General features: G+C 60.1%; 20 protein-coding genes and 1 pseudogene. 3 read left to right on the forward strand and 18 right to left on the reverse strand.

Features of this window, described 5'->3' with window-relative positions; all coding sequences use genetic code 11:
- Positions 1 to 9: 9 nt before the first annotated feature.
- Genes ACEU5R_RS12520 through ACEU5R_RS12530 form a run of 3 tightly spaced genes read left to right on the forward strand, consistent with a single transcriptional unit; the run spans position 10 to position 2,362 of the window.
- Positions 10 to 612, forward strand: a complete 603-nt coding sequence (locus tag ACEU5R_RS12520; RefSeq protein ID WP_033041352.1) for a TIR domain-containing protein — start codon at positions 10 to 12, stop codon at positions 610 to 612.
- Between the two features lie 14 nt (positions 613 to 626).
- Positions 627 to 1,796: a toll/interleukin-1 receptor domain-containing protein gene (locus ACEU5R_RS12525; protein ID WP_158407679.1), complete on the forward strand. Its 1,170-nt coding sequence runs from the start codon at positions 627 to 629 to the stop codon at positions 1,794 to 1,796.
- Entirely contained in the window at positions 1,793 to 2,362 is a 570-nt protein-coding gene (locus tag ACEU5R_RS12530; RefSeq protein WP_033041349.1) for a hypothetical protein, read from the forward strand. The genes ACEU5R_RS12525 and ACEU5R_RS12530 overlap by 4 nt, the downstream gene beginning before the upstream one ends.
- An 82-nt stretch (positions 2,363 to 2,444) precedes the next feature.
- Here the strand turns inward: ACEU5R_RS12530 and ACEU5R_RS12535 are convergent.
- From ACEU5R_RS12535 to ACEU5R_RS12620, 18 genes and pseudogenes are all read right to left on the reverse strand, one after another.
- Positions 2,445 to 2,558, reverse strand: a pseudogene (locus tag ACEU5R_RS12535) (JAB domain-containing protein); the annotation flags it as partial.
- Positions 2,559 to 2,618: 60 nt separating this feature from the next.
- Entirely contained in the window at positions 2,619 to 3,281 is a 663-nt protein-coding gene (locus tag ACEU5R_RS12540) for a uracil-DNA glycosylase (protein WP_071534888.1), read from the reverse strand.
- A gap of 2 nt (positions 3,282 to 3,283) precedes the next feature.
- Positions 3,284 to 4,414, reverse strand: coding sequence for a nucleoside triphosphate pyrophosphohydrolase family protein (locus tag ACEU5R_RS12545; RefSeq protein WP_282983250.1), 1,131 nt, complete (start codon positions 4,412 to 4,414; stop codon positions 3,284 to 3,286).
- Positions 4,415 to 4,417: 3 nt separating this feature from the next.
- Positions 4,418 to 5,044, reverse strand: coding sequence for a hypothetical protein (locus tag ACEU5R_RS12550; protein ID WP_033045760.1), 627 nt, complete (start codon positions 5,042 to 5,044; stop codon positions 4,418 to 4,420).
- Entirely contained in the window at positions 5,044 to 5,511 is a 468-nt protein-coding gene (locus ACEU5R_RS12555) for a TIR domain-containing protein (protein WP_028240167.1), read from the reverse strand. Before ACEU5R_RS12555 ends, ACEU5R_RS12550 begins: the two co-directional genes overlap by 1 nt.
- A gap of 79 nt (positions 5,512 to 5,590) precedes the next feature.
- A complete protein-coding gene (locus ACEU5R_RS12560; protein WP_028240168.1) occupies positions 5,591 to 5,893 on the reverse strand; it encodes a DNA-binding transcriptional regulator in 303 nt (100 codons plus the stop codon).
- Entirely contained in the window at positions 5,877 to 6,260 is a 384-nt protein-coding gene (locus ACEU5R_RS12565; RefSeq protein ID WP_028240169.1) for a type II toxin-antitoxin system RelE/ParE family toxin, read from the reverse strand. The genes ACEU5R_RS12560 and ACEU5R_RS12565 overlap by 17 nt, the downstream gene beginning before the upstream one ends.
- A gap of 13 nt (positions 6,261 to 6,273) precedes the next feature.
- A complete protein-coding gene (locus tag ACEU5R_RS12570) occupies positions 6,274 to 6,573 on the reverse strand; it encodes a hypothetical protein (protein ID WP_033045758.1) in 300 nt (99 codons plus the stop codon).
- A complete protein-coding gene (locus ACEU5R_RS12575) occupies positions 6,570 to 7,769 on the reverse strand; it encodes a site-specific integrase (RefSeq protein ID WP_028240170.1) in 1,200 nt (399 codons plus the stop codon). Before ACEU5R_RS12575 ends, ACEU5R_RS12570 begins: the two co-directional genes overlap by 4 nt.
- 233 nt (positions 7,770 to 8,002) lie before the next feature.
- Entirely contained in the window at positions 8,003 to 8,374 is a 372-nt protein-coding gene (erpA, locus tag ACEU5R_RS12580; RefSeq protein ID WP_103272375.1) for an iron-sulfur cluster insertion protein ErpA, read from the reverse strand.
- 86 nt (positions 8,375 to 8,460) lie between these two features.
- Entirely contained in the window at positions 8,461 to 9,198 is a 738-nt protein-coding gene (locus ACEU5R_RS12585) for a DUF6776 family protein (protein ID WP_392410430.1), read from the reverse strand.
- A 40-nt stretch (positions 9,199 to 9,238) separates the two neighbouring features.
- Positions 9,239 to 10,303 (reverse strand): N-acetyl-gamma-glutamyl-phosphate reductase, encoded by a 1,065-nt coding sequence (argC, locus tag ACEU5R_RS12590; RefSeq protein ID WP_103272374.1) that lies wholly within the window; start codon positions 10,301 to 10,303, stop codon positions 9,239 to 9,241.
- A gap of 118 nt (positions 10,304 to 10,421) precedes the next feature.
- Positions 10,422 to 10,814 (reverse strand): 30S ribosomal protein S9, encoded by a 393-nt coding sequence (gene rpsI, locus ACEU5R_RS12595; protein WP_006388641.1) that lies wholly within the window; start codon positions 10,812 to 10,814, stop codon positions 10,422 to 10,424.
- 9 nt (positions 10,815 to 10,823) lie between these two features.
- On the reverse strand, positions 10,824 to 11,252 hold the full coding sequence (gene rplM, locus ACEU5R_RS12600) for a 50S ribosomal protein L13 (RefSeq protein ID WP_006217309.1): 429 nt from the start codon (positions 11,250 to 11,252) through the stop codon (positions 10,824 to 10,826).
- A gap of 414 nt (positions 11,253 to 11,666) precedes the next feature.
- Positions 11,667 to 12,377, reverse strand: a complete 711-nt coding sequence (locus ACEU5R_RS12605; RefSeq protein ID WP_103272373.1) for an ABC transporter ATP-binding protein — start codon at positions 12,375 to 12,377, stop codon at positions 11,667 to 11,669.
- Positions 12,374 to 13,162, reverse strand: a complete 789-nt coding sequence (locus ACEU5R_RS12610; protein ID WP_103272372.1) for an ABC transporter ATP-binding protein — start codon at positions 13,160 to 13,162, stop codon at positions 12,374 to 12,376. Before ACEU5R_RS12610 ends, ACEU5R_RS12605 begins: the two co-directional genes overlap by 4 nt.
- Positions 13,155 to 14,021 carry a branched-chain amino acid ABC transporter permease gene (locus ACEU5R_RS12615; protein ID WP_103272371.1) on the reverse strand — a complete coding sequence of 289 codons (867 nt, stop codon included), beginning with the start codon at positions 14,019 to 14,021 and terminating at the stop codon, positions 13,155 to 13,157. The genes ACEU5R_RS12610 and ACEU5R_RS12615 overlap by 8 nt, the downstream gene beginning before the upstream one ends.
- 5 nt (positions 14,022 to 14,026) lie before the next feature.
- Entirely contained in the window at positions 14,027 to 14,908 is an 882-nt protein-coding gene (locus ACEU5R_RS12620) for a branched-chain amino acid ABC transporter permease (RefSeq protein ID WP_103276307.1), read from the reverse strand.
- Positions 14,909 to 15,026 lie beyond the last annotated feature (118 nt).

Consider the following 15,026-nt stretch of genomic DNA (forward strand, 5'->3'; position numbering starts at 1 on the left):
GGAGTCAAAATGCCACGCAGAACATTCTTTTCTTTTCACTATGAGCCTGATGTATGGCGCGCCTGGAATGTCCGCAACAGTTGGGTTGTGAAGGAATCCGATGAGGAAAGCCGGGGCTTCTTTGACAGCAGCGTGTTTGAGGCATCGAAAAAAGAGAGTGACGATGCACTAAAGACTTTTCTCCGCAAGGGGTTGGAGAATACTTCGGTAACTTGTGTCCTTGCTGGAACCCATACATGGTCACGGCGATGGGTGCGCTACGAAATTGCTCGCAGTGTTATCAAGGGAAACGGCTTGCTAACCGTTTTCATTCACGGTGTCCAGAATAAAGACAAAGCGACATCTACAAAGGGTGCTGATCCATTGGCGCAGATGGGACTTTATAGAACCGATCGCGGCATATATCTCGCCGAGTGGAAGGACGGAAAGTGGGTGGCCTACGCAGATTACACGCTTGCGATTCCTGAGGGTGATCTGTGGTTCACAGCACCAAAAACGAATAGCGTAGTCCAACTGTCAAATCACTGCCTGAGTTACGATTTCATAGGCCAGGATGGCAGGAAAAATATTGGCGGATGGATTGAAACTGCTGCGGGAATGGCTGGCCGATGAGCGAGAACTCAAGCATGAGATCACCCTACCAGCTTATCCTGCTGGGTGCGGTCCATGGGCATGACACTCGCCTCCGCCGTAGCGTTGATCTGGCGCTTCAGGGGCTCGGGATTCCGAGCAACGCAATTACGTTTCTCAGCGATGCCAACGCCTCTAACCGCAGCTTAAAATCGCCGGTGATGGCAGTATTTTTCGGCTCGTCGGAAAGCACTGCCGATACCGCACTTGTGACGGAGTTGATTGATGACTCGATCGTTATCGCTCCGGTCGTTTCGGATTTGTCCCAGGTTCATGCAGAAATTCCGCCGCAGCTCAGACATGTCAATGCTATTGTATTGGGCACCAACGATGAAGGCATCACCCGCCTCGTTACGCTAGTCCTTGAGACATTTAGGCTGTTGCGACGTGAGCGACGACTTTTCATCAGTTACAAACGAACAGGGTCTCAGCCGCTGGCCGATCGGTTGTACGATGCGCTCGATGCTCGTGGCTTTGACGTTTTCATCGACGTGAGGTCAGTGCCTCCAGCCGCAGATTTCCAATCACAACTCTGGCACAGGATGTCGGATTCCGATGTCGTGGTGCTGATCGACACACCTGGCTTCAGAGAAGGTCGTTGGACGGCTGAAGAATTGGCGCGCGCAAACGCGACCAATGTGCAAATCTTGCACCTACTATGGCCGGGGCAAAAGGAAGACCCTGCATCGTCCTTCAGCCACTTCATGAAGCTTAGGCGTCGGGACTTCTTTGGATTTATTCCAATGCGGGGGCGTTGGGCCACGAAGGGATTGGTGACGAGAATTTGCGACGAGGTCGAACGGCTACGCGCACCAGCAATTGCCGCCCGCCACCGATATTTGGTCGATAACTTTTGCGACGCCGCCCGCGACGAGGGACTTGATCCAAGTGTTCAGATTGAAGGCTGGATTTCTCTCAAAACCGAGTCCAATCGAACGCTGGCGATCGTACCGGCAGTGGGAATACCAACCGCTGATCGCATCAACGAAGTGTTCGAAGCCATTACCAACCCCACTGTTGAGACGAGAGAAATATGGGTGATTTACGACAATAGAGGTGTACTGAGAACGTGGCTCTCTCACCTAGATTGGCTTGACTCGTATTTGCCGATCCGGGCCGTGCAAATGTCGAAGGCGCCACAACTTCTGAAGGAGCTCACCGCATGATAGATATATTTCTATCTGCCAGCGTGCCTTTGCCTGATCGCAATCGGGTATTTTTCGACACCGCCGATGTTCTTGCTATACGGGAAGCAATCAAGGCTTTGGTTGAAGTAGTGTTGCCGATTGGACGAATCACGTGCGGCGGCCATCCGGCGATAACGCCGCTATTGGCTCTCTTTTCCCGCGAGGCAAACCTTGACCGCAACAGGGTGGCGATTTACCAAAGTAAGCTTTTTGAGGGTCGATTGCCTCCTGAGCTAGCGGAGTTCGTCGACGTGCATATGGTGCCAGCGGTTGATGGCAACAGAGAAGCCAGTTTGACGGCCATGAGGCAAGCAATGATCGAAAGCCGCCGTTTCAGCGCAGCGGTGTTCGTCGGCGGCATGGAGGGGATCTATGAGGAGCATAAATTGTTCGTCGAACACCATCCCAAAGCTACAGTGCTCCCGCTTTCAACAACAGGGGCCGCCGCCAAAATAATTTATCAACAGGGAGAATATGATCCAATTTTTTCACGCGACCGAACCTATTCCAGCTTATTTCGTCGAAAGCTTCTGCCTGTGGATTAGCCGGGAAATTTTGCAGTAACTGCGTTCAGTAAGCTTGATGGAGCGAATAAAAAAATGGGGCCGCCTGTGCAGCCCCCTCGGTTCACAATAGCCCTCGCTCTGCAAATGAAGTTGTTTCCTGCCCGGCCACAACGACGTGATCCAGTGTGCGCACCTCCACCAGCGTCAGAGCCTCTTTCAGTCGCTGCATCAGTGAAAACCTGGCGAGTTGGATAGAAGGGGCGGTATCCGCTCGCTAAAATGCTGGAGCAATTCGTCAGAACAGCGATCCAGTCTTCATTGGATGTCCATACAGTTCAGAGATTTGCCCTTGAAACTGCGTCTGTCCGCCATAGCTCGGATGCCTCACGCAGATAACAGGCACGCTATCCGTGATTCGATGAGCGGCTGCGGCAGCATCGTTGCCGATGGCGACGATGCGCGAGGGACGAAGCAGAACGATGAGCTGTTGTAGTAGCTCTTCGCCGGCTCGCCTTTCACGGGCGTTGTGTTGCCGGTTGGTGAACGGATCCCCTGATTCATGAGGGTGAAGTGGGAAAACATTCCAGAGAAAGATGCGAGCATCAATGTGCTCTAGCATTCCCCATATAACCGCAGCGGTTCGCTCGGCTACGGCATTGCCGACTGTGGGCCGTTCTGGAGCCAGATCGACATTCCAACGTTTGGCATGTTGGCTCATGTGAACATCGTCAGTCAGGGCCAACCCAGTTCGGCGGCCTCCGCGATACCCCAAATCTCGACCGATCCAAATCGCATCTACAGGCTCCTCTGAAGCGCGACGCAATAATGCGGAAAGTGCGGCGGCGCGGCGGCGGGGCGCGTCTCGACGATCATGAACTTCACAGCGATCAGAATAAGGATTGAAGCAGTCCTCAAATTGCAGCGAGGAAACTGATTCAACAAAGGGGTGGATTTTCATTCTTAAGACTCAAGCGGCATATATTGTAGGGTGCGTTCTTTTCGGTTGCCGATGATCCAGCCGCCTTGATTTTTCTTGATTTGACGGAATACGGAATATCCGTCCATGATGGCTTTTTCCCAAAGCTTTAGCGGGCACTTCTCAACCTCATAGCCACTCACAAACTCTTCAATGGTTTTGAGAATCCCAAGGGAAACCTTTTCTTGATTCTCAAAATAGTTTAATTCCTTGGCTCTAGAGAAAATCCATGCCGTAAGCCCTTCCTCAACGACGATTGCCCGGCCGCTGTCTTGCTCTTCATCATATTTGGACTGGCTCTTTCGCTTGTGCTTGATCAATGCCCGTATTACAGGTGACCAATGCAAGATGGCTGCATATGCAAAATGGAAAACATCATGAAATCGGTAGCCATCTCGGTCAGCGATGTTGTCGGTCAGGGGATCACCTATGAATACGCCATTCCATTGGAGATAGCTTTTGCCGCTACCGCGTTGATTGACTCGGATCTTGAACTCTCTAGGGAGCTGCTCTTCTATTCCAAACTCGCTATCGAAATCAAGGCCAATCAGGTCAACCGCCTGTGGCTCCAAGAATGCACCCCTAGCTTTCCGGAGGTTCCCCCGCGCTACGTCCGAGAACGCCAACTCTGCGGCATGGATTGCATCGAGATAGGCTCGCGCGAAGGTGACCACGTCATTGCGCGCAGGCCCACTTCCCAGCAGAGCTGCGGCCGCCTGCCCCAAGCGTACCAAGGTAATGTCCAACGACGCAGGGGCCGCCACAGGCATGGCGATGTAAGCGAATGCACCTTCGGCTATGTCGCTTGCTGCCCCTATGTTCTTGAAGTTCCCGTGATTCGCCGCCTCGGCAAAGATATCTTCAAGTGGAGCTTGCATGCGCCGGCAGATCGCAGCCAAATACCAAAGCGTATCACCGAATTCTTCTTCCGCCGCCCTTCTGAAACCAGGGTACGCAGATTTTTCCCGGACATGTTTTTTGGCAGTAGACATTATTCCACCGACTTCCCCATAAAGCCCTTGAAGGACAGGATTGAAATCGGTTGGACTGAGTACATCCGTAGCTGCAATTTCCGAAGCGTAGTCCGAAAGCAGCAGAGAACCTTCCTTGTGCATCGGTTACCTCCGAAGCGTCAGCCATTCGAATGGAGCGCCCTGATATCCATTCAGCCCAAAGCTACGAACCCATTGCTCTAGGTTCGCAATCAGTTTTGGATCGTCAAAAGTAGTTAGACCTATTCCTGTTTTGCATAGAGACCGGCCTTGCTGGTCTTTTAGCTCTTCCGGGAACTCCGGCCCCTCTCCTCCGAAGTACACGAAGTCATTGCTGATGAGAACCCTGTTTACACCCGTGTCGCGAGTGACGTGATCAGGATTAAGTGAACCATCGGGGCGAGAGTGAAAGGAATCTCGTTGCTGCCAGACGGCCGCTGGTGCGGCTCTGAAGTAGATATTGTCCCCGCAACTTTGCTTCCGACTACCGTTGCGATAGGGCTTTTTAGATTCAAACCGTGGATCTGCCCCATATTCATCAAATGTCATCGTTTCGGTGACTTGCATCGCATAAACCAGATACCCGCCTCGCCGAACACTTCGATCATTGCTGCCACTGCCTACCACCCAATCACCGATGTCAGCGCCCTTGCGGATATTTGGCTTGCAGGTTGCAAGCGTGCAGTATTCGTAAAAGGGATTGGGTGCGAAACCACTGTCGTACCGCACCACGTAGGAGTGGACACGTGCCATCAGCAGGGATGCCTTTTCAGAGGAACCGGATCACAGGCGCCACCGTCGGGTTTTTCCCATGTATCTTTTCCGTTGATCGCATCAATGATTGAGTCACCATTCCAGCCGACCAAGGCATCGGCGTATTCTTTCAGTGCCTCAGGAATGTCGCATTCCTTCTCACCATGCTCCCAGATGCCAACAATACGTTTGCCTTGCTTGGCTGCATATTCGATTTCCCAGGTCACCCAGTCGCTATCTTTCGTCTGGGGTGAGACGTAGCAAATAAATACGCCCGCCCAGTTTATCGCTGGGGCCAGAATCTGCGTCTTGATGTAATGCTCATCCGTGGCGTTGTTGAACTTTCCTGTATGGATGGAGGAGTCCCTTACATCCATCCCTTTCGGAGCCAGCAGATCTTTGAGCTTTTGGAGCCCATGATCGTCCTTATGGACATGGCTGATAAACACGTTCCTTTTCTCTGCCATCTGTCACCTCCATCGACGTTTTGATAGCGTAAAAGATCGTAACTGAAATTAGGTGGTTATGGCAGAAAACGCAGATCAATCAAAGGATCGCCCGGAGCCCCTTGTCGGCGATGATGTTGAGCAGCTTCAGCGCCGGGCCAGCGGGTCGGGTTTCACCTTGCTCCCACTTGCGCACGGTCGAGGCCGAGGTGTGCAGGTGATGCGCGAACACCGGCTGGCTGAATTTCAGCGTCTCCCGTAGGCGCCTAATGTCCTCGGCGCCAAACTCCCGCACTGGCGGCGGGCAGATCGCGTCGAACTCGCGCATCGTCACCTTGCTGATCGCACCCACTTCATGAAGCGTGGCCAGGTCGTCACGCAGGGATTCAATGATCTTGCTCACAATGCACCTCCAATAACACGCCCGACTGCAACGCCTTCGATAACGTTTCCCCGGACAGTTGCAAGAACGCTTTGCCGGCGAATTGCAGCGCCTTCTTCTCGTCCTGCGTGATGTTCGCCTTGTCGTTCTTCGGGAACCCATGCAGGAACACGTAGCGGCTGCCGATCCTGGCCGATACCAGTGTGCGGTAGCCGCCGCTTTTACCACCACCGGGGCGGGCCACCCGCTTCTTGTAGAGGGAGCCGCCCAAGTCCGCGTCGATCAGACCGCTTTCCATCTCCTGAACCGCCTTGCACAACGCGGCATCGGACAGCTTCTCGCCCGACTGCCAGCGTGCAAAGTCCTTGCGCTTGAGGATGACCGTCATTTCGACCTCCAAACTATACCCGAAACGGGCATACTTTTCCAGTCTCCGGTGTAGCACCTAGATAGAAGGGATGGCCCGCCCGATTGTCGTGACGCCGGCACGACAATCGGAGCCGACTGGACGGGATGCCGGCCACCGATCCGCGGGCATCCTTGACCGAAATCAGCAGCGCATAGGCCGACCACGGCAGCGTGAAGACCTTGGCCAGCTCGGCGAGGCCGAATTTCCCAGACACTGTCTCGGAAATTGCGGAACGGGGATAGTCGGCCGCCAAGGCAGCGGGGGGCGCCACCGAAAGCGTCCTCTTGCTCATGCCGTGGCCTCCGCAGGGCGCCGCGCGCCCGTGATGGCCTGCCGCCGACTCGCCACCAGTTCGGCAGCATCCCGCACCGGCTTGTCCTCGGTGTGGACGTAGTGCATGAACATCGCCACGGTCTTGTGGCCCGTCAGCTTCATGCCTACCTTGGTCGGCACTCCCGAATTGGCAATGTCGGTCGTGGAGCGGTGGCGGATGCCGTGCGTGCCGACGTGTGGGACGCCGGCTGCCTTGAGCACCCGGCACCATCCGCCATAGTGCTCGCCAAAGGTCAGGTGCTTGGTCGGGTCGTTGGGCGAAGGCAGGACGTAGGGGCAACCTTCTCGGCGCGGTGCCGTCGAGAACAGTCGATAGGCTTCCGCGCTCATGGGCTTGGAGAGGCCGCCGGTCTTGCTGTCGGGCCAGACCACGCGCCGGTTCTCCAGATCGACCCAATCCCATTCAAGCATGCAGATTTCGGAGCGGCGGCCGGCGAACTCGAATTGCAGGCGAATCGCCAGCGGGATGACGTAGTTCTCCAGTCCTTCCGCCTCCAGCTTCTCCAACTGGCGGAAGATCAGCGCCAGTTCGTCGTCCACGATGAGCCGGGTTTCCTCGCCGGGCGGGTACATCGGGACGTGGCGGCACGGGTTCGTGCCGTCCGGGCGGTAGCCCCACACTTCGGCCAGGTTGAACATCTTGCGCAGCACGCCGAAGGCGTTGTTCGCCTCGGCGGGCTTGTAGGCCAGTTTCTCCATCAGCCCGGCAATGTCGGGCCGCTTCACGTCCTGCACCTTCTTGCGGCCGATCAGCGGGACGATGCAGCGGTCGATGACGGCCTGATAGCCGCGCTGCGTGCTCGGCTTGTTGCGCTTCTTGGAGTAGTCCTCCATGAACTTCTTGCACAGCGCTTCGACCGTGGGCGCCTTGCGCGCCTCGGCCTTGGCGCCGCCGGGGTCGCCGCCTCGGCGAACCTCGGCCAGCCAGTCCTGCGCCATGACGCGGGCCTGCTCCACGGTCAGTTCCCCGAACAGGCCCAGCGAGGGCTTGCGGGGCTGCCCGGAGTTCGTGCGGTACTGGAGCATGAACACCCGACGGCCCTTCGGGGTAATCTTGCAGAGGAAACCCGGCACCACGGTATCCCGTAGTTCGATGTCCTTGGCCTGGGGTTGCGCCGACTCTACGGCGGTCTTGGTGAGCTTGATCTTCGCCATGATGACTCCTTGGAACGACCCGAATTCCAAGAGCCAGATAGGAGCGGCGCGAGGGAAAACCGGGTCAAGTTTCAGAAAGCACCGGCATATGATGGACGCGCGTAAGTCCTTGATAAACCTGCTTCATCGAGCTACGGCGCAGTCCAGCGAAGTACCGGGCTGGAGTCATCGTCAAACAAAAAACCCTTCGGCAAGCCGAAGGGTTTTTTAATGAGCTGACGCTCAGGGCGCGATCAGACCGAGAACGACGAACCGCAACCGCAAGTCGTGCTGGCGTTGGGATTGCGGATGACGAACTGCGAGCCCTCGATGTCTTCCTTGTAGTCGATCTCGGCGCCGACCAGATACTGGAAGCTCATCGGGTCGACCAGCAGCTGCACGCCAGCCTTGTCGAGCACGGTGTCATCTTCGTTGACGACTTCATCGAAGGTGAAGCCGTACTGGAAACCCGAACAGCCGCCGCCTTGCACGAAGACGCGCAGCTTCAGCTCGGGGTTGCCTTCTTCGGCCAGCAGGTCCTTGACCTTGGCGGCCGCCGAGTCGGTAAAGACCAGGGGAGCAGGCGGCGGGGCCTGCAGGTCGACGGTTTCGGTCACTGCATTCATGGTTCACTCCTGGCCGTTGAGGCCGAATTTCGGTGAGCGGCGTCGCCACTCGTATGCTGTCACTATAGCGCAGCCCCGGGCCGGACTCAAAGTTCGAGCTTGACGCTGCGGGTCGCGCGCACCGTATCGCCTTCGAGCACGGTGATGGTCACGCTTTCGGGGACAAAACCCTCGGGCAAGGCCAGCATGCCCTGGCTGCGTTGATACTGGTCGAACTGCAAGGCCAGTCCGGCGGCGACACCATCGGGCGCCGGCGTCGTTTCCGACTTGACCTGCATGGGCGCGAGCTCGACGGTCACGGTCTCGCCCTTGAGCGTGCCGACCGCCTGGAAGCGCAACGCGCCCGAAAACGGTGCGCCACCATTGCGACCACTGCGCATCAGCAGCACCTTGTAGCGCAGGCCCTGCCCGGCGCGCTCGACCTGCGCGCCGCGTATATCGACCGAGCCTTCCGGCCCGGGCGGCAGCAGCTGCTCATAGAACGCCAGTTGGTCGCGCACGCGGCCGACCTCGGCCTGGGCGGCGCGCAACTGCGTTTCCAGCTCCTGCCGCGCGGCCCGCTCGATCACCAGTTCGCCATCGGCCGCGTCCAGCTGACCCTGGGTGAAACGCAGCTGCGTGCGCTGCTGGCGCATCGCCTCTTCCTGCGCGCTGCTCGGCAGGGGATCCGAAGCAGCCGCCGCCACGCTCGCGCGCGCCTGGTGGCGGACGTAGAGACTGGTCCCCGCGACGCCCAGCGCGACGCCTAACGCGAGCGCGATGCCGACGCGCGCCAGTCCGCGAGGACGGCGCGATTGCGAAGCGATGGGAGAATCGTTGGACATGGCACTCGAAAGGGCGGCCAGCCGCCCTTCCGGCAATGCATCAGGGCAGGATCGCGACCTGGTCCAGGCCGGTGGATTCCGCGAAGCCGAACATCAGGTTCATGTTCTGCACGGCCTGGCCGGCGGCGCCCTTGACCAGGTTGTCCTGCACCACCATCACGATCAGCTGGTCGCCATTGCCCGGGCGCGACAGCGCGATGCGCAGGTTGTTGGACGCGCGCACCGAGCGGGTTTCCGGCAGGCTGCCGGCCGGCATCACGTCGACAAAGGCCTCGTCGGCATAACGCTGCTCGAACAGGGCCTGGAAGTCCGTGTCGCGCGCCTCGGGCAGGATGCGGGCGTAGAGGGTGGAGTACATGCCGCGAATCATGGGCACCAGGTGCGGCACGAAGGTCAGGCCGACCTTGCCGCCAGCGATCTTCTCCAGCTGCGAAACGATTTCCGGATGATGGCGGTGGCCCGCCACGCCATAGGCCTTGAAGTTGTCGGAGGCCTCGGAGAACAGCGAGCCCACCTCCGCCTTGCGGCCCGCGCCGGACACGCCCGACTTGCAGTCCGCGATCAGGGTCTGCGCGTCGATCAGCTTCTTGCCGCCTTCCAGCAGCGGAGCCAGGCCCAGCAGCACCGTGGTCGGATAGCAGCCCGGATTGCCGATCACGCGGGCCTTGGAGATGGCTTCACGGTTCAGCTCGACCAGGCCGTACTGGGACTCGGCCAGCACTTCCGGGCAGGTATGGGGAATCTTGTACCAGCGCTCGAACGTGGGGATGTCCTGCAGGCGGAAATCGGCGGCCAGGTCGATCACGCGGGTGCCGGCGGCGATCAGCTCGGGCGCCTGCGCCATGGCCACGCCATGGGGCGTGGCGAAGAACACCACGTCGCAATCGGTCAGCGAGGCCTTTTCGGGCGCGGAGAAAGCGATCTTCACGCGGCCGCGCAGGTTCGGGTACATATCGGCCACCGGCAGCCCGTCTTCCTTGCGGGACGTGATGGCGGTCAATTCCACATTCGGGTGCTGCGACAGCAGGCGCAGCAGCTCGACGCCGGTGTAGCCGGTGCCGCCGACGATGCCAACCTTGATACGGGTGTTCGATGCTTGGGCCATGATGGATATGAACTCTACGTGGAACGAAACGTGATTGTATCGCCCGACAATCGCGGGCAGGCGGAGCGGCGGCCCCAAATGAAAAAAGCCCGCCGTAGCGGGCTTTTTTCTGCAGGCATCAGCGCTTGCTGAACTGCTTGCGACGACGGGCCTTGCGGAAGCCGACCTTCTTGCGTTCGACTTCGCGGGCATCGCGGGTCACGAAACCAGCTTGCGACAGCGCGGGCTTCAGGGTCGCGTCGTAGTCGATCAGGGCACGCGTGATGCCGTGACGGACTGCGCCGGCCTGGCCGGTTTCACCGCCGCCGTGCACGTTGACCTTGATGTCGAACGATTCCAGGTGGCCGGTCAGTTCCAGCGGCTGGCGCACGACCATGCGGCCGGTTTCACGAGCGAAGAACTCGTCGACGGGCTTGCCGTTGACGACGATCTTGCCGGTGCCCTTCTTGATGAAAACGCGAGCCACCGAGGTTTTGCGACGGCCGGTTCCGTAGTTCCAGTTACCGATCATGGCGTTTCCTTAGATATCCAGCGTCTTGGGCTGCTGGGCGGTGTGCGGGTGCTCGGCACCGGCGTACACCTTCAGTTTCTTGATCATCGCGTAGCCCAGCGGACCCTTGGGCAGCATGCCCTTGACAGCCTTCTGGATGGCGCGGCCGGGAAAACGCTCTTGCATTTTCTCGAAGTTCGTTTCGCGGATACCGCCCGGGTACGTGGTGTGGCGGAAGTACTTCTTGTCCTTCGCCTTCGTGCCGGTAACGACGATATCGGAAGCGTTGATGATGACGATGTAATCGCCAGTATCAACGTGCGGCGTGAATTCAGGTTTGTGCTTGCCACGCAGACGACGTGCGACTTCGCTGGCCACACGACCGAGGACTTTGCCCTTGGCGTCGATCACAAACCAGTCACGTTGGACTTCATGCGGCTTGGCCACAAAGGTCTTCATGATGGTTCCTAAGAAGAAAAATGATTCCGCCGGCGGGCGTATCCCTGCCAGCGCTTCCTTCCCCCGACTAGGCCGTGATTCCCGAGAAAACCCTGGAATTTCAAGCCTCTATCAGCGTCCCGCCTAAGCGTTATTACCCGCCCGTGCAATAGCCAAAATGAGGGAAAGCCTGTGATTCTAACACAGCTGCTCAAAAAATGGGCAAGCCAGGAGGCGACGGCCTCCCGCATCCGCCCCCGTCCTCACCGGGACGGCTCGCGGGGGCAGCCAGACGAAAGGGCCTCATATAAAAGGGACAACCTTCGCTGGACGAAATGCCTGCCTGGCGGCGCCTGCCCTGACAGGCGGCAGACGTCCCGCCAGACAGCGGCCGGCGCGCGCAACCTGAACCGCGCGCGCCCCGGCAAGATCCGGTCAGGCGCCCAGATAGGCTTCCAGCACCCGAGGATGGCCCAGCAGCTCGCGGCCGGTGCCGCTCAGCGCCATGGCGCCGTTTTCCAGCACATAGCCGTGCTGGGCGATCTTCAGCGCCTGGCGCACGTTCTGCTCGACCAGGAACAGGGTCAGGCCGTCGGCGTTGATGGCGCGCAGCGAACGGAATATCTCCTGCACCACGATGGGAGCCAGGCCCATCGACGGCTCGTCCAGCAGCAACAGGCGCGGCTTGGCCATCAACGCGCGGCCGATGGCCAGCATCTGCTGCTCGCCGCCGGACAGGTTGCCGGCCATGCCGTTGATCCGCTCCTTCAGGCGCGGGAACAGATTGAAGACATACTCCAGATCCGAGCCCACGTTCTTCAGGCCGCGGCGGTAGGCGCCCAGCTCCAGGTTTTCCAGCACCGTCATGGTGGTGAGGATGGCCCGGCCTTCCGGCACCTGCACGATGCCGCGCGCGACCAGCTGGTGCGGCGGCAGGTTGGTGATGTCCTCGCCCTCGAAGCTGATGCGGCCGCTCGCCTTGGGCAGCAGCCCGGACAGCGCCAGCAGCGTGGTGGACTTGCCGGCGCCGTTGGCGCCGACCAGGGCGGTGATTTCCTTGGCGTTCAGGTCCAGGTCGATGCCGCGGACGGCTTCGATATGGCCGTAGTTGACCTCGAGTCCGCGGACTTCCAGCATTGCGCTCATTTTGCGGCCTCCGCGTGTTCGGCGTCTTCATCGTCTTCGCGGCCCAGGTAGGCCTCGATGACCTGCTCGTTGTTGCGGATCTCTTCAGGCCCGCCGCAGGCGATGATCTTGCCGAAGTTCAGCACCGCGATCTGTTCGCACAGGCCCATGACGAAGCGCATGTCGTGCTCGATCATGAGAATGGTGTAGCCGCGTTCGCGGATCGCCAGGATCTCGCGCATGAGCTCGGCGCGCTCGCCGGTGTTCATGCCCGCGACCGGCTCGTCCAGCAACAGCAGCTTGGGCTCGGTGGCCAGCGCGCGCGCCAGCTCCAGCCGGCGCTGTTCGCCGTAGGACAGATTGTCGGCCAGGTCATTGGCCTTGTGGTCCAGGCGCATCCAGGTCAGCAGCTCGTGGGCGCGTTCGCGGGCCCGCTTCTCGTGCTCGCGGAATCCCGGCAGGCCCAGCAGCAGGCTGGGGAAGCCGTAGTTCATGTGGCGGTAGGCGCCGACCACCACGTTTTCCAGCAGCGTCATCTCCTTGAACAGGCGGATGTTCTGGAACGTGCGGGCGATGCCCATGCGCGTGATCTGGTGCGGCGCGCGCCGCAGCAGGCTGTCGCCGTTGAACGTGATGGCGCCGCCGCTGGGCGGCAGCAGGCCGGTGATCAGGTTGAACACCGTGGTCTTGCCGGCGCCGTTCGGGCCGATCAGGCCGTAGATGCTGCCCTGGGGCACGGACAGATTGACGTCATGCAGCACATGCAGGCCGCCGAAGCTCTTGGAGACGGAGGAAAGCTCAAGCATGGCGCTTGCCTCCCTGACGCATCCAGCGCTTGAAACGCGCCGGATCCCAGATGCCTTGCGGCAGGAACAACACGATCACAACCAGGATCACTCCATTGACGACCAGGCGGAAATCCGCGAAGCCGCGCAGCATCTCGGGCAGCACCGTGATGATGAAGCTGCCCAGCACCGGGCCCGCCAGGCCGCCGATGCCGCCCAGAATCGCCATGGTCAGGATTTCCACGCCACGGTCGAAGCCGTATTCGTTGGGTCCGATGAAAAAGGTCAGGTGAGCGTTCAGCGCGCCCGCCAGGCCGGCGATCATGGCGCCCGCCACGAATGCCAGCATCTTGTTGGCGCGCACGTCGATGCCCATCAGGCCGGCGGCGGTTTCGTCGCCGCGGATGGCGTCGAAGGCGCGGCCGATCTTGGACACGCGCACGCGCCACAGCACGAACAGCACGATGACGACCGCCAGGATCACGTGCCACCACTGGGTCAGCTGCGGGATGCCGTTAAGGCCCAGCGCGCCGCCGGTGATGGACTCGGTGTTCAGCACGGTCACGCGCACCACCTCGCCGAAACCCAGCGTCGCCATGGCCAGGTAGACCCCGGACAAGCGCAGCGTGGGCAGGCCGATCAGCGCCGCCACCAGGGCCGGCGCCAGCATGCCGCCGGCCAGCGCCACGGGGAAGGAGGCGTCGTAGTTCATGGTGAGCAAGGCGGCGGCGTAGGCGCCGATGCCCATGAAGGCCGCATTGGCCATGGCAAGCATGCCGCAGGCCAGCGTCAGCCAGATGGACAGGGCCAGCAGAGCATTGGTGCCCAGCGTCAGCACCAGGTTGCCATAAATGGCCCAGAAATTTTCGAATCCGCTCATCACACTTACGCCTTGCGTTGAACCACTTTGCCGAACAGGCCCTGCGGACGCACCAGCAGGATCAGGAACAGCAGGCCGAATGCCACCGCATCGCGCATGGTGGAGCCGATATAGGCCACCGACAGCACCTCGGCGAAGCCCAGGAACAGGCCGCCCAGCATGGCGCCGCGGATGTCGCCCATGCCGCCCAGGATGATGACCGCGATGCCCTTGTGCAGCATGGGCTGGCCCATGAGCGGGAAGAGCGCGTTCGAGTACAGCCCGATCAGCACGCCGGCCACGCCGCCCAGCGCCGCGGCGGCGAACGAAGTGGTGATGAACAGTTTTTCAACATTGATGCCCAGCAGCCAGGCGGCCTTGGGCGATTCGGCGATGGCGCGCAGCGCGCGGCCGAACTGCGTGCGGCGCATGACGAACATCAGCACGGCCATCAGCGCGAAGGACATGAAGATGATGCCCAGCTCGATCACGGTCAGGTGCAGACCGGCGACCTCGATCACTTCCTCGGGCACGGTGCCGTGCGGGAAGCGCAGGTTGCTGGCGCCGAAAATGCCCTGCGCGGCGTTGTTCAGGATGATGCCCACGCCGATGGTGGCGATCATGGGAATCAGGTGAGGCGCGTTGCGCTTGCGCAGCGGCTTGAGCACCAGGTAGTCGATGATGACGCCGGTCAGGCCCGCGACGACGAAGGCCGCCACCAGTCCCGCCCACAGCGGCAGGGCCAGGTTCTGCACCACGGTCAGCGCCGCGTAGGCCCCCACCATGAAAACCGCGCCATGCGCCAGATTGATGACCCCGAGCACGCCGAAGACCAGCGTGAAGCCCAGCGCGAACAGGGCGTAGACGCAGCCCAGCGACAAGGCGTTGACGAATTGTTGTTCCAACATGATTGGACGTTCCAGATAAAACCGAAAGGACCGCCGCGCCGCGCTGATGGCGCGGGCCTGCGCCCCGCGGATGCGCTTCTGCTTGAAGCGCTCCCGCGACAAGGAAATGCTCCCGCGC

The organism is Achromobacter sp. 413638, from assembly GCF_043119405.1.
Taxonomy (GTDB): domain Bacteria; phylum Pseudomonadota; class Gammaproteobacteria; order Burkholderiales; family Burkholderiaceae_B; genus Achromobacter.